Genomic DNA, 26,524 nt, shown 5'->3' on the forward strand with positions numbered 1-26,524 from the left:
AGACCCCATTTATATAGATTTCGCACAAACGGGAAAAAACGCTACTCAATTGTAGCTGATAAGAAAATATAAGTGCCTATTAATCAGAGAATTGCAGCCTATTCCACAACTTTTCCTGCAATCGGTGAGCCTCTGCCAGGTACCCCTGCTCGGGCTGTTCATCGGCTGAAAAAAGTTGGGCGCCGACATAAAACCACAGCAGTGCCAGGTAATCACACCAAGGCTGCCAGTCACTCACCGCCTCCAGCCACCGGGACTGCGCCTCAGGATCGACAATTCCTCGATATTGACAATATAGGAGCACCGCTTCGGATAGCTCAAGCTGATTGGCAGCAATCGTCAGGGCTAAATCCAGCGAGGGATCGCCAGCCGCAGCATACTCCCAGTCAATCACCCTGCCCTGCCCATCAGAACCGATAATAACGTTATACCAGCCAAGATCGTGGTGGCAGCAAGTGTCTGCAAACCACTTTTTCGTCGTCACAGATTGAAAATGGGTATGAATTTGTCTCAGCTTAGGCTCATCGACCATTGCCTCAAGCGACAGCCAATAGTGAGCAGCCCGACTACGGCAATCTAGCCGCCAGGATGGTGTAGGAAGCTGGTGAATTTTGGCTAATAACGCCATCAAGCTTCCACAACAAAAGCTAGGTTGGGCCGTTTCCCCCTCTACCCACTCTACCAGCAACCCTTCAGGGAACAGGGCAAAGGCACGGGGAGCAAGTGACGGTTGCAAAGAGGCGGGAATTAAATTCAGTATTTCATGTTCATGCTGGCGGGAGATACCAAACGCCGAAGAAGAGGCTGAATGAGGCCGCCATACCAAGGGATAGCGGCGACCAGTCTGATTGTGTTCAAGAGACACTTGCCAGCAACGGTTGCTAAGGCCGCCACTGAAAGGCTCAGCATTGGCTAAATGATAATCCGGCATCCTGAGCGCAAGTAACGCTCGTAATGTTTCAACACTCATTGCACCAGATCGCCTTTAGCTACAGACTTTATACTCAGGATTACCAGCCAAGAAGGCTTTTCGATTCCTGCTTGCGGATTTCGGTTTCATCAGCCCACTCGATAAGGCCTGTCTTCAAGTCCATCAAGCGCATGGTCATCTTGTAGTAGACATCTTTGTCACTGCCTGCTGATTTCACGATGCTCGACAGGTTGCCGTACAGCATGTACTCGGCACCGACCATTTGACCGAATTGGATCGCGGTGCTTTGGTTAACCAGCTCATCATCGTTCTGGAAGTTCAGCTGCTTGCGAACACTCTCCACTCGGGTCATGTCCACGAAGCGGAATTTGCCAGAGTTAAGCAGCTTGGTGCTGACCGAGTCAGTGATAGACTCGGTATCAATGTGCTCGCTGGTTTTGTTCTTGATGCCATCAACCATAATGATAGGACGCTGGCCGTTACCGGTAATGTAAGCTACCGAGCCTGATGTCAGCATGCTGTCCGTCATCTCTCCGGCAATCTTTTGCAAATCCGTCGAGCCAAACTCAATCGTTGTTGTTTCTGCCTGCTGGGCATCGCCATAACTTACCTTCTGGGCACAGCCGCCCATCAGTGCTGCCACACCCATCAATGCAATTACGCTTTTTTTCATCGTCTTACCTTTATCAGTCAAACAGCACTCACTTGAGTGCCAATCCCACAATTAATAATCTGCTTTACGGATATAAATTCGATACTGCGTTGCCTGAGGACTTCTGGCAACCGCTTGTAATGTCATTGTATCTTTGCCGTGCAGTACGACCTGGCGCCATGGGCTATCACTGCCGCTCACCTCAAGGCCCTGGGCGTCGTACCAATAGAAACGGTATTGGAGGTTAAGATCCGAGTCAATTTGACTGGTCACTGGCACGCCAGCCTTCATTAAGCCGTTAACCTCAGAGATAGAGGCTTGTTCAATCGACAGACGGCTGGCCAAATGAGAGTTGCCAATCACTACACTCTGGTTACTGCTTTCAATACTGATCCCCGACGTTGTCGTTGAGCACGCCGCCAAGCCCAAGATCATCCCCAATACTAGTAATATTCTCATCAGTTATTCCCAAGTAAGACTGACCAACCGGTCAGTTGATTTCCCTGACGTGACACCCAAACCATTGTTGTTCTGCCTGCTTGTACGTCAACGTCTATCTGATGGCCATTCCAGGCCAAGTTATACTGCCCTGCCGCAACATCTTGTTGGGCAATGGCCACTGATGCTGGCAAGCTCTGCCAGCTTCGAGTATCTGGTTGCTCGGTGAGGGTATTGAAAATATTGCTCAATACATTGCCGATATCATCACCTTTCCTTGCCGCCGTCTTGCGTACTTCGTTCTTCGCAACCACCCTTAGCGCCTGGCGCAGCACAATAACCGGCAAATCTTCTTGTAGGCTATAGCGTGCCATTCCTTCAACATTGGCGACTTGGCTATCTACCAATGGTTTACCATTAAGCTGCAAAGGTGAGTAACTCTTGTTGGACGGGTTACGGTAGTAAGGTAATGCCAGGTTGTAGATCACCCCGTCACCACGGCTATCCGTCAACCAGAGCGGCAGGCGCCACCCTTCCCTTGCTGAAACCACACCCTGCTCGTCAAAGATAACGACCCGGCCAGTATTGGCAGAAGGTGCTTGGTATTTGCCGTAGCGGGCCTCCAGCGCAGGCAGATCTTGATCCATCCTCATCCTTGTCGCTAAACGCAACACGGTGTCGGCCACAAACGGGTTATTCGGCGCCACGGCCAGCGCCCGTTTGTAGTCTATATAGGCGCTATTGAGATCCCCGTCGGCTTCATACAATACACCTGACAAGAAAAACAAATAGCCGTTCTGAATATTGCCCAGCTCGCTGCCGACATCAGGGTAACGGGCCAATACCGCACCGAGATTCTGATCCATCCCCTTGCGACGCGCCTCTGTTGCCGCCTTGTTGAGTTCGGCCTCACGCTGCCTCTTGGCCGCCTCTTGCACCTGGTTAGCCCTTCGAACTTCCACCAACGCTCCCTCGAGGTTACTTTGCTGGAGATAGTTAAGCGCTAAATATAAGTGCAAGAAGCCCAGCTCATAATCCGCAGGACGGTAGGTGATCATATTGTCATTGGTCAGCAGCGAACCGGCTTGGTTGAAGCCCTCGGAAATCTGAATGCTGGCCTGGCGCTGCTGCTCCTTAACGGCGCTGTCTGCTGACTGCAATGCTCCAAAGCTGTAAGGATACTGGGCAGCAACAAAACTCACCCGCCCTTTTTCCATTCCGTCAAGGATGTCACCTGCAGGCGCATCAGGCAATACGTCCAAAGCTTGTTGATACAAACCCTGTTGCATTGCCTGATGGGTCTTGCTGTTTGCCGCACTATAATGACTAAATAAGCTCTGGGTGGACAGATTCGCGCACGCGACCAAGCCCAGAGACAACACCGCTACGACGGCATTTTTCAACATCTTTTTGCTAACCCTAATAAAAAACCTGAGTGACCTTTTTCAGCACACAAGCTGGAAATACACGCCACTCAGACTTCAATTTGGAACAGAAGTTCACTTGTCTGCGAACCTCACAGAGAACTATCAGGACAGTAAATTAACCGACAAGCATAGGTCCAAGCGGGCGACCACCTAGCAGGTGCATATGGATATGGTACACCTCTTGACCACCATGCGGATTACAGTTCATGATCAGGCGGTAACCGTCTTCAGCAACACCTTCCTGCTCAGCCAGTTTACGCGCAACGGTAAACAGGCGTCCCATCATCAATTCATCTTCGGCTTCGACATCGTTGACCGTCGGCAGTAGCTTGTTCGGGATGATCAGAATATGGCTAGGCGCACGCGGGTTAATATCGCGAAAAGCGGTCACCAAATCGTCTTGATAGAGGATATCAGCTGGGATTTCCTTGCGAATAATCTTACTGAAAATGGTTTCTTCAGCCATGTCTTGCTCCATTTCTCGTTATCAAATCAACACTTGCAGTATGCTCGACAACGATGACAAGAGCAATATTGAACATTGTTTTTAATCTTATTTCCAGCCTTTTTTATTACTCAACCGAATCTCGCACTCGTAAATTGCCCCGGCAAAAAACGTAAGCTCTAGTAACAAAGTTATTTTTTGATGCCGCGGTCAAAGAATGTACCACGCAAAATCATTTACTATTTGGCACGATTCTCACGAACCATAACAAGGAGTTATGGTTCTTAGGGGTCAAATATAACGCATTTGGACGCACTTTTTTTAAGTCAAAAAATTAAGCGTCACATTTTGTACGAAGACCAAAACCATAATTCCAACTTCGTATTACATTGCAATAAGTAAGTTCTGCTGTCGCTTGCTTGTATTTTTTTAGGGATATTATGAAGACAACGAAACAGACCTCAGTCATCCGGCGTATGTACACCGGCATAAGTGTTATGGTGCTGCTTTTTGTGGCCACGCTGGTGATGATGCTAGACGGCACAAGCCGGATCCACCAACAACTCCAGATCGTCACTAACCAATCCTTGCCTTTGGTGTCACTTTCCAACCAGGTCAGCGTTCGGTTGCTTGCCGCAGATAAGATCTACAAAGACTTCCTGACCAGCCAAGATTTGCTTCGAATGGACAACTACGAGCAGCAATTCGGCCAGGCCCACCAACAATACCAAGTAGCCTTTGAGCAGCTTGAAACGGCCGCACAAAACAATGTTGCGCTGAGTGGCCAGCTTGAAGCCCTTATCGCCCTTGAAAGTCGGTATTTCAGCGAAGCGCACAATGCCATGGACAACTACAGAGCCCAGCTGATGGCGCAGGAAGAGCGCCAGCAGTCAGCACGGCGCTTCCAACAGTTGCACGGTAGCCTTAACAGCCGGATGAAAGATTATGTCGATGACCAGGAAAGTATTTCGGTCAAAATGATCGCCAAGAATTACTTCGTCAAGCTGCAGGAAACCGAGGTGGTGACATCTGATGCACTGGCTACAGAGGATATCCAGGTTATCGATGATGCCATCAAGAGCAACCGACGCAATATCAACCACCTCAACAATGCCTACCGCTCGCTGCTTGCGATCATGCCTGAACTCAAGCCAATTTTTGACAAGTCAATTTCCCAATACACGGTGGATATTGGCCAATCCGGCGGGGTACTTGATGATCATTTCAAATATATCGAAGCGCGTAACCGCCTGTATGACAATATTGCTATCCTGGCCAATGAAATAGACCAAGCGATGGAGCTGCTAGGTAGCTTCAGTGCCCAGGCCAGTACCCAAATGGAAGCGGCAATTACCAATGCCGACAGCACCTACAGCCAGGGTTACCGCAATGCGACCATCCTCGGCATTGGTGCAACCCTGTTTGCCCTTTTTATCGGCTGGTACATTGCACAGAGTGTTCGCAAGCCGCTGAAGGCAACCTTGGCCACCCTTGAAGCCCTGGCAAAAGGTGACATGACCAAGCGTAGCCAGGTCAACCAGTTTGTCGAGTTCAGCCAGCTAGGCAAATACATCAACACCCTTGCAGATAACCTGCAGGAAATCCTTGGCAAACTCAGCCAAGCCTCCAGCGATCTGACTTCGGTGGCAGAAGAAAACCAGACAACCACTTCCGAAGCCAAAAACCGGCTTCATGAGCAGCGCCAGCAAACAGCGTCGGTCGCTACTGCCATGACAGAGATGGAGCAATCTGTGACTGATGTTTCGCACAGTGCCCAAAACACCATGGAGCGGGTTCACGAAGTTGAAAAAGCCTCCAGCACCGGTCGCGAAGTGATGAGCCGCAATATCAATACCACCCACCAACTCTCAACCCGGCTCGACAAATCTGTCCATGCCGTGTCTGATTTGCAGCAGATGAGCAGTAATATTGGCTCCATCCTCGATGTGATCAGGAATATCGCAGACCAAACCAACCTCCTTGCCCTCAATGCTGCCATCGAAGCTGCCCGGGCGGGCGAACAGGGCCGCGGCTTTGCCGTCGTCGCTGACGAGGTCAGGGTACTCGCCAAGCGCACCACTGACTCGACGTCTGAAATCGAGCAGATGATCCAGCGCCTGCAGTCCAGCTCAGGCCAGGCGGTTGAAGTGATGCAAAGCTGTGTCAGCGAAATGGAAAACAGCATCACCCAAGCCTCGGATGCCAACAGTGCGATGGAAGAGATCCAAGCCATCATCCTAGAGATCAGTCAGATGAGTACACAGATTGCACAAGCGGCTGAAGAGCAGCGCAGTACGACAGGCTCTATTGCCCGCTCGCTGGAAGATATCAGCCATATTGCCGACTCAAACTACCGTTCGATGGAAGAAGTCGCAGAAGCCAGCAGCAAACTCGATCAACTTGCCCACCAGCAAAATGATCTTGTTCACCGTTTCAAACTCTAGTCAAACTCAAGTTTTCCACCATTGAAACCGCTCCTAAGCCAGCCTTTCCCGGCTGGCTTTTTTCATTGCACCATCTGTTTATTGCTTAAAATATCGACTACCGCCCCACACCAAGCAATCGTTTGCTCTAATCTGCACCAATTAATTCAATAGTTTGAACATGCCGCTTTACAAGCACTGGTAGAGGTTTTAGAATCGGTCGATTTTTTTTGGGAGGGAAGCAACAATGACGACTATTACGATTACACGTCCTGATGACTGGCACCTACATCTGCGGGATGGCGACGTGCTCAATGACACTGTTCGCGATACCAGCCGCTATATGGGTCGAGCTATCATCATGCCGAACTTGGTCCCACCGGTAACCGATACAGAAGCAGCCCTTGCTTACCGTGACCGTATCCTTGCCGAAAAGCCTCAAGGCAATTTCTCTCCTCTAATGACGCTCTACCTCACCGACAACACCACTCCTGACGAAATTCGCAAAGCAAAAGCCACTGGCCATATCTATGCCGCCAAGCTTTACCCAGCCGGTGCAACCACCAACTCAGATTCAGGTGTCACTTCAATCGACAAACTGATCCCGACGCTGGAAGCGATGCAGGAAGAAGGTATGCTGCTGCTGATCCACGGTGAGGTAACCACTCACGACGTCGATATTTTCGACCGCGAGAAGCAGTTCCTCGACACCGTGCTTGGCCCTATCGTTGAAAAGATGCCAAACCTGAAGATCGTGGTAGAGCACATCACTACTAAAGATGCGGTAGAGTTTGTTACTAACGCAGGTCCAAATGTCGCGGCGACTATCACTGCACACCACCTGATGTTCAACCGCAACCACATGCTGGTTGGCGGGATCCGCCCACACTTCTACTGCTTGCCGATCCTAAAGCGCAATACGCACCAAGCAGCGCTTGTTGCTGCAGCGACCAGCGGTAGTCCGAAGTTCTTCCTGGGTACTGACTCAGCACCACATGCTCAAGGCCGCAAAGAATCGGCTTGTGGTTGTGCAGGTTCATACACTGCGCACGCCGCCATCGAGCTTTATGCTGAAGTGTTCGAGCAAGCAGGCGCACTAGATAAGCTAGAAGCCTTTGCCAGCTTCAATGGTCCTGACTTCTACGGCCTACCACGCAACGCAGATACCATCACACTGACCAAAGAAAATTGGGCAGTGCCTGAAACAATGGCCTTCGGCAATGATGTTGTTGTGCCAATCCGCGCTGGTGAAGAGATGACTTGGAAAGTAACAGCTTAAAACCTGTCACTGTATATCAAGACAAATATAAAGGGGCGCAATATGCGCCCCTTTGTTCATAAGTTAAGTCAGAAACGAACTTCCATGACACCAGTATGAAAATTTCAAAAACGCAAAAGACATCCATGTCGCTCCAACTCTACATCCATGTAGAGTAGGTTTTGAAATTTTATCCTGATGTATGGATCGATGAGATATATTATTCCTAAAAATGAAGGGGCGCACATTGCGCCCCTTTCTTTATCTTACCGTTAAATAAGTAACTAGCTGTGCACTGGTTCCGGTGCCACAGGGCTCGTCCCCGGCAATGCTACATTATGGAACAGGCGGTACAGCACAGGCACCACAATCAACGTCAGCACGGTTGCAAAGCCTAAACCGAACATAATGGTTACTGCCATCGGCTTGAAGAACACATCCGGTAGCAGCGGCACCATACCAAGCACGGTGGTGATTGCTGCCATACATACCGGCCTTACACGACTCACCGCCGCGTCAACCACCGCCTGGTATTTATCCTTACCACTGGCAATTTCGATCTCTATCTGATCGAGCAGTACGATACCGTTTTTCACCAACATCCCCGACAAGCTGAGGAAACCTAGCAAGGCCATGAAACCAAACGGTGTCTTGAGCAATAGCAAGCCGGTAGTTACCCCGATAACCGCCAGTGGCACGGTGGCCCAAACTATCAATGCTTCCTTCACTTTGTTGAACAGGAAGATAGTGATCAGGAACATCACCAAGTAACCCATCGGCATGGTCTGGAACAGAGAGGCTTTAGCATCCGCTGAAGACTCATACTCACCGCCCCACTCCAGCGAATAGCCCGGCGGGTAATCCAGCCCTTCGATAAGCGGTTGGATCCGTGCCTGTACCGTTGCGGCTGTTTCATCACCCAATGGGTCCGGGTCTGCCATCACCGTTAGCATTCGCTTACGGTCTTTCCTGGCAATTAGCGGGTCTTCCCAGATGACATTCACGCCGTTGATCACCTGCTGCAACGGAATATAGCCCTGGGTTGCCGGACTCCAAATCTTCATCCCTTCGATGGTACTTATATCGACGCGCTCTTCGTCAGGCAAGCGAGCAACAATCGGCATCAGGTTGGTACCATCTCGATATACCCCAACCGTTAAGCCAGAGAATGACATCTGCAATAAGTCATCGACATCTTTCTTGGTGATCCCATAACGACGCGCCTGGCTTTCATTAAAGACCGGCTCAATGACCTTGTTCCGCTCACGCCAATCATGGCGAATATTAAACGCGCCAGGATCCGCATTCATGATATCCACAACTTGCTTAGCGAGCGTACGAAGAACCGTCGGGTCTGGGCCGACCAAACGGGCTTCAATTTTTGAGCCTGATGATGGGCCTAGCATAATTTGCTTGAGCTTGTATTCAAGCTCTGGGTGTTTGGTATCAAGAAGGCCCCCAATCATCCCCATCACAGGTAGAACGTCTTCGAAACTCTTAACCCTGATCACCAACTCTCCATAAGAGGAGTAGCTCTTCTCCGGGGTATAGGTCAGCATAAAACGTTGTGACCCCTTACCAGCACTGGTACTGATATATTCAACCCGCTCATCCTGCGAAATAATGCCTTCTAGCTCTTCCAATGTAGCATCCGTTGCCCGGATATCCGTCCCTTCAGGTAACCAAACATCGACCATAAACATCGGCGTGGTCGATGACGGGAAGAAAGATTGCTTAAGCAAGGTAAAGCCGTATAGGCTTGCCCCTAACATCGCTACCAGTACAATCACCGTCAACCAAGCACGGCGCATACAGAACTCAAGAAATGCCTTGTACAAAACAAAAATCTTGCCCGCATAAGGGTCGGCATCCGGATCAGCATTACCTGTTTTGACACTTTTGAAGAACAAGTCACTGAAGAACGGCGTCAGGGAGATCGCGGTAAACCAGCTGAGCATCAAGGAAACCAACAACACGGTAAACAGCGTACGACAGTACTCTCCGGTTGAGTCCTGCGACAGGCCAATCGGTGCAAATGCCATCACTGCAATAACGGTTGCCCCGAGCAACGGCCACTTGGTTTGGGTCACAATATCCGAGGCAGCTTGCATCCGGGTTCTCCCCTTCTGCATGCCTATCAGCACCCCTTCTACCACCACTATCGCATTATCCACCAGCATACCCAAAGCGATAACCAAGGCACCGAGCGAAATCCGCTGCAAGTCAATGGCGAGCCAGCTCATGAAGACGAAGGTGCCTAACACAGTAAGCAACAGGATCAAACCAATCAGCAAGCCTGAACGCAGCCCCATAAAGAACAGCAGGACAACAATAACAATCGCTACCGCCTGACCTAGGCTGATGATAAAGCCGCTGACCGATTTGTCTACCTCGGTTGGCTGGCTATATACCACACCAATATCAATACCGACCGGCTGCTGCTCTTTGAGCTCCTGAAGTCTTGCCTCGACCCGCTTACCGACATCAACCACATTGACCCCTTCAATCGCGGAAATCCCGACATGCAGTGCCTGGCGCCCGTTATAGCTGATCAGGTTACTTGGCACTTCCTTGAAGTCACGCTTGATTTCTGCCACATCTTTTAGGTAGATCAACCCTTCTGCGCCACTCTCGGTAATAATCAAATCACCGAGTTCATCAACGCTTTGGAATTCGCCGGTTGGGTGAACTCGGATATATTCGCTTCCTATCCTCACGGCCCCGGCACTGGTGACCAGGTTCTGAGTCTCCAATGTGCTATAAATGGTTTGTGGTGAAATGCCTAAGTTGCTTAAGCGCTGCAATGAGATTTCAATAAAAACCTGCTCTTGCTGAGTACCAGTAACCGATACCTTACCGACCCCTTCAACCAACTCTATTTCACGGCGCAGGTAGTCAACGTAGTCGCTAAGCTCCTTATAGCTATAACCTTGGCCAGTCACCGCCAGCAAAATACCAAAAACATCACCAAAATCATCGATAACCGACGGCTCCTGCACCCCTGGCGGCAATGATGGCTTGAGATCGTTCACCTTACGCCGCATTTCATCCCAAATCTGCGGGAGATCATCCGGCCCATAGTTGTTCTTCATGGTCACGGTGATTTGGGATAGCCCACGGCTAGACACCGAGTTAACCTCATCAACATAGATCAATTGCTGTATTTCTTTTTCTATCGGGTACGTCACCTCTTCTTCAACCTGAAGCGGCGTTGCACCGGGATAAGCGGTGACCACCATCGCATCTTTGATAGTAAATGCCGGGTCTTCCAGCCGCCCAAGCCCGAAGAAGGCCATGGTACCGCCAATCAAGAAGATCAATGTCAGCATCCAGCTGATCACTTTATTCCGAATAAAATAGCTCGCAATATCCTGCTTCATAATCAGCCCGCCTCCTTATCCACTATGGTGACCGACTGGCCTTCACGTAATCTATTCGCACCTTCGACAACAATATGCTCACCCGCCTCCAATCCTTCGAGTAGCCTGACACCATGTGGAACCACTTTATCGGTGACGACTTTGCGTTTACTCACTGTATTGTCATCATTGACGACCCAGACAAATTTATTGTCCATTGCCAATTCATCGCCATCTTCGTTGAAAATGGCTTCGAGCGGGATAACCGGCTCCCCTTTTCGGTAAACCTTAAGCTTCTGAGCATCAATTTTAACCTCAACTGCCATCCCATCGAGGATAAAGCGATCTTTAGGCATCGGCATGGTTAAGGTAACGAGGAACGAGCCCAAATCAGGATCCGGCTCAGTGGTAAACTCCTTGAGAAATGCTTGGTATGCCGCACCATCCTCTAGCAAAATCTTCGCCCCAGGCTTTGATTCCTGAACTTCTACCGCCGTGCTTTGCGAATAAATCATATCAGGCGCTTGGATAATGACATCGACCTGATCAGCAAGGTGGAGGTTCATAACCAGTTGCCCTACCTGAACATTTTCAAATTGTTCAACTGGTACACGGGAAATCACCCCAGAGAATGGGGCTTTCAGTTCTGTAAAAGTTAAATTGAGCTTGGCGTAATCCAAGCGGGCTTTGGCAATCCGGCGTTCCGCCTTTAACTCATCAAATTGTGACTGAGGCAAGAAGCCCTGCTTGACCAGTTTCGCCGAACGGCGATATTGGCTATCGGCCACATTGAACTTAGCCTGGGCATCATCCACTTCCAATTTATAGTCAGTCGGGTCAAGACGAGCCAAAAGCTGCCCTTTCTTCACCTGATCACCGGGTCGAACAGCAATAAAGCTGATTTCTCCCTGTACCCTGAAAGACAAGCTCGATTTGTCGGCAGCAGCGGCTACTGCAGGAAAGGTTAATTGAGGTGCAGCATCTGCCATTCTTACTTCAGCGACTGAAACTGGCGCTACCACGGTACGTGGCTCAATAGCGGCTTTCTCACAACCAGCCAGCACCATAGTGCCACCCAATACCCAAGGTATTAGCGTTAACATCTTCATCCTACAGTCCCCGCTCTTTTACCCATTTACGCACTTTTTGCCCTTCCTGTAACTCCGATACCCCTGATGTTGCAATCAAGTCACCGTCATTCAATCCGTTCAGGACTCTACGTCGCTCATCAAGCTGAACTGGCACCTTGCTGACTATCCCTTGCTCATCAACACGCCAGACAAATGTCTCCTCCCCCTCGGTCAAGATAGCCCGGGACGGTATAGAACCACTTGTAACATGCGGAATGGCGACACGAACGTGCCCTGCCATACCCGGCAACAAGTTAAAGCCCTTGGGGCGTTCCATAAAGAGAGTTACTTTATAACTCGAGGTCTTTTCGTCCGCTTCAGTATCGATTTCCTTGAACTCAGCAGAGAATGTTTGCCCTGGAATGGTATCGAAGCTAACGGTAGGGTCCCGTTCCACACTTTCTTGATGTTGGAAGCGAGCAAGGAGCTGGTCAGGCAGCTGAAAGGTCACATTAATCAGCCCAGCACTTTGGATATGCATCACGGGTTGTTTGGCCGCGACATATTCATAATTTTCCACCAGCGATAGGGAGAGCGTACCATCATAAGGAGCAACTAAACTGGCATAACTAAGATTTGCTTGAGCTTTGTCGAGATCAGCTTTGGCCTGATTGAGCTCAGCTTCTGAACGATCAAAGTCCAGCTCTGACACGACATTGGTCTTGAGCAGTTCTTTATCACGTTTATATTGCACGTAAGCTAATTCATAATCAGCCTTAGCCTGCTCAAGCAAGAGGCTCAGCTCATCGGTATTCAAATGAGCCAGTACTTGGCCACGTTTTACGATATCTCCCGGATTACTGTGTACCTTGTCTAACTGTCCGGGTACCCGAAAAGCTAATACTGCTTTGTCACCGGCCTCTACAACCGCTGGAAAGGTTCGGAAAGTCTCATTTTCACCAACCGATACGGCTTCAAGTTTTACTGGCCGGGAGTTTGGTTCAGGAATGACGTTTTCTTTATCCCCGCATCCTTGTACCAATAATGCTAACAAGGCCGGGGCCCACATCAAGCGTCCCATAAGATCCTCTGTAATTCTTCATTATTGTTGTATTTATTTATGGCGCCAATCACACAGAGCGATACCGCATGACACCAAAATGCTTGTTAATACTATAGTCCACATGTCGCTACATTAATTAAACAAAGCGCAGAAAAACAACAAAAAACAGGTTATTAAGAAAGGCACTGACGTTATCAGAGCACATTTCCAACAACGATAGGAACTAGCAGGAAATCAGGAGAAGTCAGTAATAATCAGATGAAGAAATCTCAAACTCGCTCAAACGCATAGAATGAGTAATTTTTTGAGGGGGATTTAGCTATTTTTATATGACTCAATAAGCTGTCTGATACCGACCCCAATAAACAGGCAATAAAAAAGGAGCCTGTCGGCTCCTTTTCAAACTGATACCTATCAGCATACTGCTCTTTTAAGGCAACTATTAACCTTCAAGCTCAGCGATTTTCACTTTCCAAGTATCCGGGCCAGTCTGGTGGGCGTTGACCCCTTCGGCGTCAACCGCAACGGTTACTGGCATATCTTCGACTTCAAACTCGTAAATCGCTTCCATACCTAGATCTTCAAAGGCTACCACACGTGCTTGTTTAATAGCCTTAGCCACCAGGTATGCCGCGCCGCCTACAGCCATTAGGTAAACCGCTTTGTGCTGTTTGATTGACTCAATCGCTGCAGGACCGCGCTCAGCCTTACCGATCATGCCAGTAAGACCAGCTTGCTCAAGCATCATGTCGGTGAACTTATCCATACGGGTAGAAGTCGTCGGACCCGCTGGGCCAACCACTTCATCGCCAACCGCATCAACAGGGCCAACGTAGTAGATAAAGCGGTTCTTGAAATCAACCGGGAAGTCTTCGCCCTTGGCCAGCATATCTTGGATGCGCTTGTGTGCCGCATCACGGCCGGTCAGGATTTTGCCTGACAGCAAAATAGTTTCACCTGAACGCCATTCCTGAACATCTTCTTTGCTGATTTCATCAAGGTTTACACGACGAACATTGTCACCCACTTCCCAAGTCACTTCCGGCCAGTCTTCCAGTTTAGGTGGAGACAAATCAGCCGGACCCGTGCCATCCAGAGTAAAGTGCACGTGACGAGTTGCTGCACAGTTAGGGATCATGCAAACAGGTTTGGAAGCCGCATGCGTCGGTGCGGTTTTGATTTTCACATCCAATACCGTTGTCAGACCGCCAAGACCCTGCGCACCGATACCCAGTTTGTTCACTCGGTTGTAGATATCAAGACGCAATTCTTCTTCTGCATTTTGCGCACCGCGCTCCTGCAACTCATGGATATCGATAGATTCCATCAGAGATTCTTTTGCCAATACCGCCGCTTTTTCGGCAGTACCACCGATACCTATACCCAGCATGCCCGGTGGACACCAGCCTGCGCCCATCAAAGGTACCGTTTTTTCGACCCATTCAGCCACGTCATCAGACGGGTTGAGCATGACCATTTTGGTCTTGTTCTCAGAACCGCCACCTTTAGCCGCAACCTGAATTTCAACTTTGTCGCCAGGTACCATATCAATATGAACAACGGCAGGGGCATTGTCCTTGGTATTTTTACGACTACCAGCAGGATCCGCTACGACAGAGGCTCGTAGAGGATTGTCCGGGTTGGTATATGCCTGACGGACACCTTCGTCAATCATTTCCTGTACAGTTAGATCACTATCCCACTGTACATTCATGCCAATTTTGACGAAGCAGGTCACGATGCCGGTATCCTGACAGATTGGGCGGCGACCTTCAGCTGACATACGCGAGTTGATCAGGATCTGAGCAATTGCGTCTTTTGCAGCCTGGCTCTGCTCTTTGTCGTAAGCTTTTTCCAAAGCCTGGACAAAGTCGAGCGGATGGTAGTAAGAAATGTACTGCAGCGCATCGGCCACACTACTAATTACATCTTGTTTACGGATGACGGTCATATCTGCCCTCGTTGATTTTTTATCATTCCCTGGCGCCCGATTTTTATGCTTCCAGTGTAGGGTGTGATTCACATTTTCAGTAGAAAAATGCAACCACGCGGCCATGATCCTCATGGCATTTCTCCATCAAGCCTATTTCAGTGCTACTAGCTAAAAATAATGCTCTCAGGACGTCCTTGGGCGTCGGATTAAATTCTGTGTTTATGATACTCTTGCGGATAAATTCGCGCCATGCGGCAAACGTACACCTGTCACAAAAAAGAAAATGATTTGTAAATCGCATCCAGAACTGAGTATCGAACAACTCGACTACCACAAAGACGCCTCGCTAACGTGGTTTGAATCGTTTGCGGGCCAGCCTTGGGCTATGATATTACGCTCGGCGGCTTCTGATCACCCAGATAATCGATTCGACATTTTAGTTGCTGATCCTTTAGCCACTTTAGAGACATATGGTGAAACAACTCATATTAATTTTTCAAATGGTGATGAAAAGACGAGCAGTGATGACCCATTCGCGCTGATCCAGTCGCTTCAACAACAGTTGGTTCCTTCAACAAGCCCTTTGAAAGATGTGCCTTTTATCGGCGGCGCAGTCGGGTTGTTCAGCTACGACCTCGGCAGGCGCGTTGAAAAAATAGCCAGTACCGCCAAACACGATATTGCGACTGCAGATATGGCTGTTGGCATTTATGACTGGGCGTTAATTGCCGATCATCAAACCGAGCAGCTTTATTTGGTATCCCCTGAAGGCAGTGACCGCAAACATTGGCTGCAACAGCGCAGCTGTAGCGTCAAGCAAATCGCTGCTGCTACCAAATCGCAACACCCTGCTGCGTTTGCATTAACATCACCATGGCAAGCCAACATGGACAAAGACGAATATTGCAACAAATTCGATCGTATCCAGCAGTATTTGCTATCAGGTGACTGTTACCAAATCAACCTAACCCAGCGTTTTTCAGCCAGTTATCAAGGCGATGAGTGGCAAGCCTATCGCTTGTTAGAAGAGCGTAACGGTGCGCCTTTCTCTGGCTTTCTGCGCACCAGCGACAGCGCAATACTGTCAGTGTCACCGGAAAGGTTCCTCCAGCACCGTGAAGGCTATATTGAAACCAAGCCAATCAAAGGTACGCGGCCGCGAGATAATGATCCTGCCCGTGACAAAGCGTTAGCTGATGACCTGCGTTCAACCGAGAAAGATCGCTCGGAGAACCTGATGATCGTCGACTTGCTGCGCAATGATATCGGCAGGGTGGCAAAACCGGGCTCGGTCAAGGTGCCACTTTTGTTCGATGTAGAAAGCTTCCCTGCCGTGCACCACTTGGTCAGTACCGTTACGGGCGAGTTGGATGAGCAATATACTGCGACCGATCTGTTGCGTGCCTGTTTCCCGGGCGGCTCGATTACCGGCGCCCCGAAGATCAGGGCAATGGAAATTATCGAAGAGCTAGAGCCTAATCGCCGCAGTGCCTATTGCGGCAGCATCGGCTATATCAGCCGCTGTGGCCAGATGGATACCAGCATCACTATACGTACCTTGGTTGCCAACGACCAAAAGCTCCATGTTTGGGCTGGCGGCGGGATTGTCGCAGACAGCCAGGCTGACAGCGAGTACCAGGAAACGCTTGATAAACTGAGCCGGATTTTGCCAGTTCTAGAGAATTAACTGGATAATTGTTGTCTTGAGGTGAGGGCCATTCCAATCAATTTTTATTGGCTTGGCCTTCATTTATCGATAGTCTTATCAAATAAGTGCTGCACGGATCCGCAGCATTAAAACCGCCTAGTATTAAATTCAATTCGCTAAGTCGCTGTTTCAACATCTATAGTTAATAGTATGCCGTAACAGTAACACCACGGAAGGTTTATGAATTGCCAACAACAGATCATTACCCGCTTTATGCTAGCACCACAGGCTAGCTACGATAAAAGCCACACCCGTCGTGTTCGCCAACATATTAGCGAAGGCCATGCCCTAAAGCCTGCTGCCGTGCTCATACCTCTTGTGCCACGTCATGGGTCTTTCAGTATGATCTTCACCCGCCGTGCAGACCATTTAAAGCATCATCCAGGCCAAGTTTCTTTTCCTGGTGGACGTTATGAGCCACAAGATGTTGATTTGATTGATACCGCACTGCGTGAAACCCATGAAGAGACTGGTATTTTATGCAGCCGTGATAGTATTGTTGGGCAGCTACCTAGCTTACCCACTATCAGTGGTTATATCGTCACGCCGTACTTATCGGTTATCTCACCTAATTACAGGCCAGAACTGGATCCAAACGAGGTTGATGAATTGTTCGAGGCACCTATTGAACATGTATTAAACCCGATGAATATCAAGACACAGAAAGTTACGCTTGATGGAAAAGTACACAATATTTATTCAGTTCCATTCAGCAAGTATTCAATCTGGGGGGCAACCGCCCAGATGCTCAAAGTACTGTCAGATCAGCTCTGGCATGAGAAAATCTAATCTGACACGATAATTTCCCTAATTTTACCCCACCACTCGATGTGATCAAGATCACACTAAATTGTATTGCAATTTCGCCCCGTTACAGAACGAGATCTCGATCAAAGTTTTCCTGCAATAAATCACGAAAATGCGCTCCGTTCCTAATTTCCGTTCCGTAATTAACTTTGGATATATAATCATGCAAACATCTACAAGCACAGCAGCAACTAGCGCTGCAAAAGCAGGATGGACGTATAAAGACGTAACATGGGCACTATCTCTATTCGGTACTGCTGTTGGCGCGGGCGTATTGTTCCTGCCAATCAAAGCCGGTGCTGGCGGTTTCTGGCCTCTTGTTATCCTTGCCCTGCTTGCTCTTCCAATGACTTGGTTTGCTCACAAGAGCCTGGCTCGCTTCGTTCTTTCTGCTAAAAACCCAGAAGCAGATATTACAGATACTGTAGAAGAGCACTTCGGTAAAGCTGGCGCAAACATCATCACTTTTGCTTACTTCTTCGCCATCTACCCAATCGTTCTTATCTACGGTGTAGGTATTACCAATACTGTTGACTCTTTCATGGTTAACCAGCTAGGCATGGAATCTCTTCCACGCTGGATCCTGTCTGGTGGCCTAATCATGGCAATGACAGCAGGTGTTGTATTCGGTAAAGAACTGATGCTGAAAGCGACTTCAGCAATGGTTTACCCTCTAGTATTCGTTCTACTAGCACTATCTGTTTACCTGATTCCTGACTGGAACGCTTCAATGGTGTCTGTTAGCCCAGACTGGGGTTCAATGCCTTCTATCATCTGGCTAGCAATTCCAATCATTGTGTTCTCGTTCAACCACAGCCCAATCATCTCTCAGTTCTCTAAAGAACAGCGTCGTGTTTACGGTGACAATGCAGTTCAGAAAACTGACATGATCACTGGCGGTGCAGCAATGATGCTGATGGGCTTCGTAATGTTCTTCGTATTCTCAGTGGTGCTTTCTCTGTCTCCAGAGCAGCTAGCTGAAGCACAATCACAGAACATCTCTGTACTGTCTTACCTAGCAAACATCCACGAATCTCCAATGATTTCTCTAATGGGTCCATTGGTTGCATTCGCAGCGATTACTTCTAGCTACTTCGGCCACTTCCTAGGTGCTCACGAAGGTCTAGTTGGCCTAGTTAAGTCTCGCTCTGACATGCCAAAGAGCAAGATCGAGAAAATCTCTCTAGGCTTCATCGTGGTAACCACTTGGGTTGTTGCAGTAGTTAACCCAAGCATCCTGGGCATGATTGAAACAATGGGCGCGCCAATGATTGCCGCTATCCTGTTCCTAATGCCAATCTTTGCAATGCAGAAAGTACCAGCAATGGCTAAGTACAAAACATCTGCAGCTGCTCAGGTTTTCACAGCACTATGTGGTATTGCAGCGATTACTTCTGTAATCTACGGTGCACTATAAGGCGATTTATCACCAACTTAGTGATAATTCACCAGCGCTAAGTGAATTTGTAAGAAAATGTGCTACAACGCATAGTCTTCTGACTCAAATTCCGTAAAATAGAGCCACTAAAGAGCAGGACGCATTTGCCCCTGCTCTTTTGTTTTGATTATCTCGCCAAGGAAGGGGCGTGAATGATAAAAACTATACAGTCTCACGGTAACTAGACAGTTATCCTGACTGAGGTATTAGCAATGATCAGTGTTTTTGATATCTATAAAATCGGTGTGGGTCCTTCCAGTTCGCACACTGTCGGCCCAATGAAAGCAGGTAAAGAGTTCATCGATGACCTGCGTGCTATGGGCAAGCTTCGTGACGTGACTAAAATTACCGTGGATGTTTACGGTTCGCTTTCTCTAACCGGTAAAGGTCACCACACTGATATCGCAATTATTATGGGCCTGGCTGGTAACAGTCCTGAACATGTTGATATCGACAGCATCCCAGGCTTTATCGCCCGTGTTGAAGAAACAGAACGCCTGCCAGTTGGCATGCACTGCCACACTGTCGATTTTCCTCGTGAAGGCGGTATGAACTTCCATACTACTAACCTTCCTCTTCACGAAAACGGTATGACTATCCACGCTTTCATCGGCGAGGAAGAAGCGTACACAAAAACTTACTACTCTATCGGTGGTGGTTTCATCGTTGACGAAGAGAACTTCGGCAAATCAACTGAATCATCGGTAAAAGTCCCTTACATGTTTACTACTGCTGAAGAGCTAGTAAACCAGTGTAAGGAAAACGGCCTATCTGTAAGCTCTATGGTAATGACCAACGAGCGTGCAATGAATGCCGAAGACGAAATCAACACTTACTTCGCCAACATCTGGCGCACCATGCGTGAGTGTATGGATCGCGGTATGAGCGAAGAAGGTATCCTGCCTGGTCCACTGCGTGTACCACGCCGTGCAGCAGCACTTCGCCAGCAGCTAATGACAACCGAGAAGCTAAGCAACGACCCAATGACAGTTGTTGACTGGGTTAACATGTACGCTTTCGCTGTTAACGAAGAAAACGCAGCCGGTGGTCGTGTGGTTACTGCACCAACTAACGGTGCTTGCGGTATCATTCCTGCCGTTCTTGCGTACTACGACAAATTCATTCAGCCTGTTGGCCCGAAAGAATACACCCGTTACTTCGCAGCTTCTGGTGCAATCGGCGGCCTTTACAAGCGTAACGCGTCTATCTCTGGTGCTGAAGTAGGCTGTCAGGGTGAAGTGGGTGTTGCATGTTCTATGGCGGCGGCTGGCCTTGCTGAGCTTATGGGTGGTAGCCCTGAGCAAGTATGTATGGCAGCTGAAATCGCGATGGAGCACAACCTTGGCCTAACGTGTGACCCAGTTGCTGGCCAGGTACAGGTTCCATGTATCGAGCGTAACGGTATCGCCGCGGTTAAAGCAATCAATGCTTCGCGTATGGCACTTCGCCGCTCTTCTGAGCCTCGCGTATCACTGGACAAAGTTATCGAAACGATGCTTGAAACCGGTAAAGACATGAACGCGAAATACCGCGAAACGTCACAGGGTGGCCTGGCAATCAAAGTAATTTGCTAATCGCACTTAGTGAATAATAGAAAGCTACCCAAACGGGTAGCTTCAGACTGATGACAAAGGTCTGGCTTTTAAGCTAGGCCTTTGATCTAATAGAGATATCGAAATATGGATATCTCGACATGTTAAAAGAACCCTCACCCCAACAGTACGAACTCGAAATGGTCACAATGGAACAGCTGGTTCCGAAGCATCATCTCGTACGTAAAATCGACCAAGTTATAGATTTCGAATTTATTAGAGACGAAGTCGCTCACCTATATTGCCAAGACAATGGCCGGCCTCCTGTTGACCCCGTCCGCTTGTTTAAAATCATCCTGCTGGGCTACATCTTTGGCATCAAGAGCGAGCGTCAGCTAGTCAAAGAAATCGAGGTCAATGTGGCCTATCGGTGGTTCCTTCGCATGTCACTGACAGAGAAAGTTATCCATGCCTCGACGCTCAGCCAAAACCGCATCCGCCGCTTCAACGGGACGGATATTTTTGAACGCATCTTTACCAATATCGTACTCCAGGCCATGGATAAAGGGCTCGTCGCCGGGAATGAATTATTCACCGACAGCACCCACCTCAAAGCCAATGCTAACAAGAAGAAATTTACCAATGAACAGCAAGCTGTCCGCACCAGTGCCTACCTTGAGATGCTCAACGAAGATGTGGCCAAGGAGCGGGAAGCCGAAGGGAAAAAACCTTTAGCTGAGCGAAAATCAGAGCCTAAGCTCAAAAATACCAAAGTGAGCACGACTGATTCTGAAAGCGGCTTTATGACGCGGGATAACAAGCCGCAAGGGTTCTTTTACCTTGACCACCGCACCGTCGATGGCATGCATGGGATTATCGTCGATACCTATGCGACCGCAGGTAACGTCAATGACTCCCAGCCTTATATCAATCGGCTAGACTACACGCTCAACCAGTTCAACCTGAATCCTATAGCCGTAGGCCTTGATGCTGGATACTTCACGGCTCCTGTTGCTGAGAGCCTTGAACGAAGAGAAATCCTTGGCCTCTTTGGTTACCGTAGGCCGCCTCGCACCCAGAATGCTATCAAGAAGAAGCACTTTATCTATAACAAAGAAACAGACACTTACCTGTGCCCAAATGGCCAGGAACTTATCTATAAAACCACGTCAAGAGAAGGCTACAGAGAATACCACTCGGCCCCCAAGGAGTGTGAGCTCTGCTCGATGAGAAATGACTGCACCCAAAGCAAAACAATGAAGAAGGTGATAACCCGGCATATCTACGCGGAGGCTGTGGAACGAGCAAACAAAATACGGCTGACACCTTATGGTAAAAGGACCTATCGGCGAAGGGGAGAAACGGTAGAAAGAAGCTTCGCAGATGCGAAACAGCATCATGGTCACCGATATGCACGGTTCCGGGGGTTGAACAAGGTGCAGATGCAATGTTGGTTGGCCGCTGCTGCTCAAAATATCAAGAAGATGGCCTTGGTGCTGGGCTGCTTACAGAAAATAGGCCTTATAAACGCTCTAATTAGGTTAATACGAGTCAATATCAGGCGAGAAGAGCAAAGGAGCCTCCAACCGAGCTGGTAGGTAAAAAAATCGCGATCGCGGCCTACGGCCGCTCTCTAAAAAGAACCCCACTTAAAAAGTGGGGTTCGTCAGCAATCTGAAGCTACCCAAACGGGTAGCTTTTTTTATGCCTGTTGATTAAGCGCGGGTGACTTAGAATGCCCCACCTGCACTGTGTAGCAGTTGCTCGATATCTTCTGCCAGCGCTTCGCCGCATTGCAATGTCGTAACCCACGAAATCGGGATCCCTTGGGTATCCCCAAAGCCATAGCAAGCCCCGGCAATCGCCCCGACCAAGATCCCTCGGCCGCAACTATCTCCCCCTACGGCAATATTATTGAGAATTGCCTCGGTATAACTCGAACTGTTTTGCAGTACCCACGCTGCCATCGGCAAGCTGTCTGCCAGGTGGCAGGCACTGTTGGCTATCGACAGCACATGGGAGAGATCATTGACATCACCGCTTAGCCCCCTTGCCTGCTCTATTTTTTCCATAATAGGTTCAGGGCATTTGACCTTCAATACATTGAGGACAGGCTCCATCCGCCTTGAGCGCAATGCTTCATTGAGGGCGCTGGCAAACGCCTTGGCACAAGCCAGTGCCTGTTCATTTTGGTGGGTCACCCCGACAATACGGTCAATTTCGCTTTCCAGTTTCTCTGACGGCATCTTAAGCGCCACCAAAGCCGGTACGGCACACAGTGCCGGGTTTTGATCATCATCACTGCCGGAGTCTTCCGGCCAATCTTCCGGGGGCAACGAGAACAATGACAGCAGCAACGCCTTGGTCGGGCTATCAACATAGCCAATGAACTCCCCGCCAGGTCCGAAATAGTCCAAAATTTCCTGCTGTACACGGTGAGTCTCGATACTGGGTTCGCTAAGCAACCGGATATACAGCGCGAGCCATTCACCGTAAATGGTCAGCTCCCCCGCCGTAAGCTTGTCATGGGCATAGTAACCTTCTACCCCTTCATAGTGCTGGGCATTGGGTTCAATAAAAGGAAAGTGCGGAAGAGACTGGAGGGTACGGATACGCTCCGGAGAGTAGATCCAATGGGTTCCCATACTGGCTGCATCAGCCACCAGCGCCCCCATCAGGGCTGCATAACGTTGTGCCATTTTCTTATCCTTTTCATCAGCTACACGCAATGCAATAAGCTTATACCCATTCCCATGAACTGGCTGAGCAAGAATAAAAAAACCCGCCATAAGGCGGGTTTTAGAAATTAGCGATTAGCAAAATGTTTTCATTAAGCAGCAGCTTTAAGCGCTTTATCTTTCTTCAGCTCGCCTACCGGCAGGATAGTACGGCCGTATTCGTTGTTAAGCACCTGTGCCATTGCGAAGTAGATAGCACTTGCACCACAGATGATGCCTTCGAAGCCAGCGATAGTACCGATCAGTGTGCTGCCAGTAAAATCACGCGCAGCCAATAGGAAGAACAGCACAGTTAGAGAACCGAATACAAACTGCTTAGCACGTGGGTAGCACAGTGAACCAATGAACATGAAGCCAGTGAAAATACCCCATAGCAGTAGGTACCAACCCATGAAGCTAGCAGGGCTAGCTGGTAGACCCATGTAAGGCATTACGATTAGACCAACTAGCGTCAGCCAGAATAGACCGTAAGAAGTAAATGCAGTCGTACCGAACGTATCACCACGCTTGAAGCACATCATGCCTACGATAACTTGGCTCAAGCCACCGTAAAAAATACCCATAGCTAGGATCATCGAATCAATTGGGAAAAAACCCGCATTGTGGATGTTCAGAAGGATGGTAGTCATACCAAAGCCCATAAGACCTAGTGGTGCTGGGTTAGCTAGTTTCGTAGACATGTTTTCCTCAAATAGGAGTAATTCAACAAAAATGATAAAGATTAAAATTTGGGTGCATCAATCAATGCGCGGCGAATTCTAAAGGACGCCGACAGGCAAATCAAGCCAAATCCCGTACAAAACTTAACCAAACTCAAAAAAAGTTGGAATTTTCTTCTTTTGTGTAAAGCAAATTTCAACCTTTAACTACAACTAAGTGTTAGAAATTGTAACCCAACACAAGAGCACCACTTTACCAAAATAAATAAAAAATCAATTAAAACACAACCTTAAATGCAAAGGAAAAAGTAAGGATTTTTCACAAACTGTCACAAGTGGATTTTTCTCATCGTTTGCCACCACAGCAGGAAATACAGGCACAAAAAAAGCAGCCTAAATGCTGCTTTTTAACACGACTCATTGTTCACTCACTTTGAAGGCAAAATCAGATCCCTTGTTCATTACCCTCGATATTGCCGGTCGTTGCCACACTATTGTTTTGGCTTTCAAAGCTCTCTACTACACCTTCGCCTTGAGGCGCTGGAGCATTGTCACTTTCCTGCCCTGCCGCTAGCGAGTCTTGGCGCTCTTGTTGTAGTTCTGGGGCTTGAGCCTGAGGGGCGACAGCAGACAACTGAGCTTGAAGTGCCGCAATCTGTTGGTTTTGCGCCTCAATCAAACCTTTTAAGGTTTCAAGCTGGGGCTGCTGTAGAGCAGGTTTTGCATTTCGGCTCGCCAGTTCATACTGCTCACGCGTCTCTGCCGCCTCAGCACTTAGGCGCTTGGCTTGCTCAGCAAGGGGCTGGTCACGGAGGTCCGAATCATTGAGCGCCTTGGAAATGCCCAGTAGTTTCTCCTCCATGACAAGAATATAGCTTTCATATTCATCACGGTTTCGGTCGCGAAGGTATTTTACTTCGTCGGCAATATGGGCAGCATGTGCGAGTTCGAACTCAATCGCAAACACCACCTGGCTGATCGCATCAAAAGCACGGGGATAATTATCAATCAAAGTTTTTCCTGCTTTGATTTCCTCTTCAACCTTGGCATAGCTAAGCGGTGCGTAATAGCGGACATCATCACGACGTAATTGTCGCAGTGCTTCTTCCTGCGGGGTGATATAAATGCGTTTGATCACCCTCACTTCCAAGCTGTGAGCACGCGAGAGAAATTCAGCCTGCTCTTCACGGGCGCGATTCAAATCTCCCCGGGCAACAAACACAAAAAGGTTGTTGTAAAACCGGTTTAAGCGAACGAACTCACTGCGGTAATGTGCATTGGCGTCGATTGAATTTAGGTATGCCAGCTGGGTCATGGCAGGCTCCAGGACCCTATTGGCTATTTTTTTGATATCGACGAGTTCAGTATAATTACTTTCGACGATATCGATATCACCGTAAAACCGGTCAAGGTAGGTTACCGATGAAAAAAGGGAATAGCTTTGATTGGCAAGTTCAGGCGACGACTGAATATCTTTATACAGGTTATCCGCCCGCTGCCAGCTTTCCATCATCGTGGCATACCTATCTGGCGAATACTGCTTCAGGTCGTCGGCATCAACAAGGGTATTGCGCCAATGGCGATGCACTTTGCTGGCAGAATGAAGTACGCCTTCAACATTCACTTCCGTTGATAATTCGCCGTTTTCATCTGGCGTGCTTGCACAGCCAGCGAGCAAAGCAGCCAAAACCAACATGCTGGCTACTTTCCCAACATACTTCATAGATACGTGTTCCGGTTCTTATTCAGCCTGGGTAAATTAACAGGCTGGTTATTATTGTCTTTTCTGTCGATATTCTATCTGACTCATTGTTTTATAAAAAGTTCATCATCCAGTTTTGAACAAAATTTGACATAAGGCCGACATAATCGTGCCTTTTCTCAGCAATTTCGGCTAATGACTATTTTGATATCAGGCAATTATTTCAGGCTGAACCCTTGCTGCTCGATAAACTGCTTCATAAATGGACGGGCCTCTTTATTCAACGTGCCCGATATTTGCTCGCTCCAAGAGGTCGTTTTATTGCCACCCGTTCGGTTTTGGTAATATTGCCGCACATGTTGGTCATAATTTTCCAGCGCTTGCATATCCACCGGCATATAACTGTTTTCATGCACAACTATAGATCGCGGAAGGCGAGGCTTCACCTCTGGGGATTGGGCTGGGTGACCAAGGCAAAGGCCAAATAATGGCAGGACATGCTGCGGAAGTGACAGTAGTGTCGCGACTTTGTCTGGGTTATTTCTCAAACCACCGATATACACCCCACCAAGGCCTAGCGATTCAGCTGCTAGCAATCCGTTTTGGGCCATTAGCGCAGCATCAACGGCACCAATAAGTGTTTGTTCGGTAAAGCCCAATTTAGCATCAGGATAGATTTGCTGATGGCGGTTGTAATCAGCGCAGAACACGAAGAATTCTGCCGCGCTGGCAACATAGTCCTGCCCACCCGCATATTCAGCAAGCAGTACCCGCTTATCATGATCTGTTACCCGGATAATACTGACGCATTGGATAAAGCTTGACGATGAGGCCGCAATAGCACAATCCAAAATAGTACTGCGTTGGCTATCGCTGATGGGCTCAGCGGTAAACTTACGAATAGAGCGGTGCTGGAGAATAGTTTCAATCGTCTGGTTCAT

The 26,524-nt window shown here is 48.7% G+C and carries 20 protein-coding genes; 7 read left to right on the top strand and 13 right to left on the bottom strand.

All coding sequences use genetic code 11. The features are described from left to right. Positions 1-79: 79 nt before the first annotated feature. The 5 genes from ACXAGQ_RS01370 to hinT form a co-directional block, all read right to left on the bottom strand. On the bottom strand, positions 80-970 hold the full coding sequence (locus ACXAGQ_RS01370; protein ID WP_475251168.1) for a phosphotransferase: 891 nt from the start codon (positions 968-970) through the stop codon (positions 80-82). 40 nt (positions 971-1,010) lie between these two features. Beyond that, complete coding sequence (gene lpoB, locus ACXAGQ_RS01375) at positions 1,011-1,604, bottom strand: penicillin-binding protein activator LpoB (RefSeq protein ID WP_475251170.1); 594 nt, start codon at positions 1,602-1,604, stop codon at positions 1,011-1,013. A 51-nt stretch (positions 1,605-1,655) separates the two neighbouring features. After that, a complete protein-coding gene (locus ACXAGQ_RS01380) occupies positions 1,656-2,042 on the bottom strand; it encodes a YcfL family putative periplasmic lipoprotein (RefSeq protein ID WP_475251172.1) in 387 nt (128 codons plus the stop codon). Next, entirely contained in the window at positions 2,042-3,427 is a 1,386-nt protein-coding gene (locus ACXAGQ_RS01385) for a COG3014 family protein (protein WP_475251174.1), read from the bottom strand. Before ACXAGQ_RS01385 ends, ACXAGQ_RS01380 begins: the two co-directional genes overlap by 1 nt. Positions 3,428-3,563: 136 nt before the next feature. Then, a complete protein-coding gene (hinT, locus tag ACXAGQ_RS01390; RefSeq protein WP_107297478.1) occupies positions 3,564-3,914 on the bottom strand; it encodes a purine nucleoside phosphoramidase in 351 nt (116 codons plus the stop codon). A 419-nt stretch (positions 3,915-4,333) separates the two neighbouring features. On the opposite strand from hinT, the gene ACXAGQ_RS01395 reads away from it, so the two are divergent. Together ACXAGQ_RS01395 and pyrC are read left to right on the top strand one after the other, a co-directional pair. Next, the gene (locus ACXAGQ_RS01395; RefSeq protein ID WP_475251176.1) at positions 4,334-6,337 is read left to right on the top strand and encodes a methyl-accepting chemotaxis protein; all 2,004 of its coding nucleotides are present in this window, start codon (positions 4,334-4,336) and stop codon (positions 6,335-6,337) included. Between the two features lie 226 nt (positions 6,338-6,563). Then, a complete protein-coding gene (gene pyrC / locus ACXAGQ_RS01400; RefSeq protein WP_475251178.1) occupies positions 6,564-7,595 on the top strand; it encodes a dihydroorotase in 1,032 nt (343 codons plus the stop codon). 263 nt (positions 7,596-7,858) lie between these two features. Here pyrC and ACXAGQ_RS01405 read toward each other — a convergent pair whose 3' ends face one another. From ACXAGQ_RS01405 to ACXAGQ_RS01420, 4 genes are all read right to left on the bottom strand, one after another. Beyond that, a complete protein-coding gene (locus ACXAGQ_RS01405; protein ID WP_475251180.1) occupies positions 7,859-10,954 on the bottom strand; it encodes an efflux RND transporter permease subunit in 3,096 nt (1,031 codons plus the stop codon). 2 nt (positions 10,955-10,956) lie between these two features. Next, a complete protein-coding gene (locus ACXAGQ_RS01410) occupies positions 10,957-12,042 on the bottom strand; it encodes an efflux RND transporter periplasmic adaptor subunit (RefSeq protein WP_475251182.1) in 1,086 nt (361 codons plus the stop codon). A gap of 1 nt (position 12,043) precedes the next feature. After that, a complete protein-coding gene (locus tag ACXAGQ_RS01415) occupies positions 12,044-13,084 on the bottom strand; it encodes an efflux RND transporter periplasmic adaptor subunit (protein ID WP_475251184.1) in 1,041 nt (346 codons plus the stop codon). 424 nt (positions 13,085-13,508) lie between these two features. Continuing rightward, positions 13,509-15,017, bottom strand: coding sequence for a fumarate hydratase (locus ACXAGQ_RS01420; protein WP_475239540.1), 1,509 nt, complete (start codon positions 15,015-15,017; stop codon positions 13,509-13,511). A gap of 265 nt (positions 15,018-15,282) precedes the next feature. On the opposite strand from ACXAGQ_RS01420, the gene pabB reads away from it, so the two are divergent. The 5 genes from pabB (at position 15,283) to ACXAGQ_RS01445 (ending at position 22,082) form a co-directional block, all read left to right on the top strand. Continuing rightward, a complete protein-coding gene (gene pabB, locus ACXAGQ_RS01425; protein ID WP_475251186.1) occupies positions 15,283-16,686 on the top strand; it encodes an aminodeoxychorismate synthase component I in 1,404 nt (467 codons plus the stop codon). A 201-nt stretch (positions 16,687-16,887) separates the two neighbouring features. Beyond that, on the top strand, positions 16,888-17,496 hold the full coding sequence (locus ACXAGQ_RS01430; RefSeq protein WP_475251188.1) for a CoA pyrophosphatase: 609 nt from the start codon (positions 16,888-16,890) through the stop codon (positions 17,494-17,496). Between the two features lie 181 nt (positions 17,497-17,677). Then, positions 17,678-18,931, top strand: a complete 1,254-nt coding sequence (locus ACXAGQ_RS01435) for an aromatic amino acid transport family protein (protein WP_475251190.1) — start codon at positions 17,678-17,680, stop codon at positions 18,929-18,931. Between the two features lie 233 nt (positions 18,932-19,164). After that, positions 19,165-20,526, top strand: coding sequence for an L-serine ammonia-lyase (locus ACXAGQ_RS01440; protein ID WP_475251192.1), 1,362 nt, complete (start codon positions 19,165-19,167; stop codon positions 20,524-20,526). 119 nt (positions 20,527-20,645) lie between these two features. Beyond that, positions 20,646-22,082, top strand: coding sequence for an IS1182 family transposase (locus ACXAGQ_RS01445; RefSeq protein WP_475251115.1), 1,437 nt, complete (start codon positions 20,646-20,648; stop codon positions 22,080-22,082). 132 nt (positions 22,083-22,214) lie between these two features. Here the strand turns inward: ACXAGQ_RS01445 and ACXAGQ_RS01450 are convergent, their stop codons facing one another. From ACXAGQ_RS01450 to nfsA, 4 genes are all read right to left on the bottom strand, one after another. Next, a complete protein-coding gene (locus ACXAGQ_RS01450) occupies positions 22,215-23,183 on the bottom strand; it encodes an ADP-ribosylglycohydrolase family protein (protein ID WP_475251194.1) in 969 nt (322 codons plus the stop codon). Positions 23,184-23,314: 131 nt separating this feature from the next. After that, positions 23,315-23,902: an acetate uptake transporter gene (locus tag ACXAGQ_RS01455; protein ID WP_039457464.1), complete on the bottom strand. Its 588-nt coding sequence runs from the start codon at positions 23,900-23,902 to the stop codon at positions 23,315-23,317. Positions 23,903-24,326: 424 nt separating this feature from the next. Further along, positions 24,327-25,604 carry a hypothetical protein gene (locus ACXAGQ_RS01460; RefSeq protein ID WP_475251196.1) on the bottom strand — a complete coding sequence of 426 codons (1,278 nt, stop codon included), beginning with the start codon at positions 25,602-25,604 and terminating at the stop codon, positions 24,327-24,329. A gap of 197 nt (positions 25,605-25,801) precedes the next feature. Next, complete coding sequence (gene nfsA, locus ACXAGQ_RS01465) at positions 25,802-26,524, bottom strand: oxygen-insensitive NADPH nitroreductase (RefSeq protein ID WP_475251198.1); 723 nt, start codon at positions 26,522-26,524, stop codon at positions 25,802-25,804.

The sequence above is a fragment of the Photobacterium sp. ABD4_091 genome, from assembly GCF_056160145.1.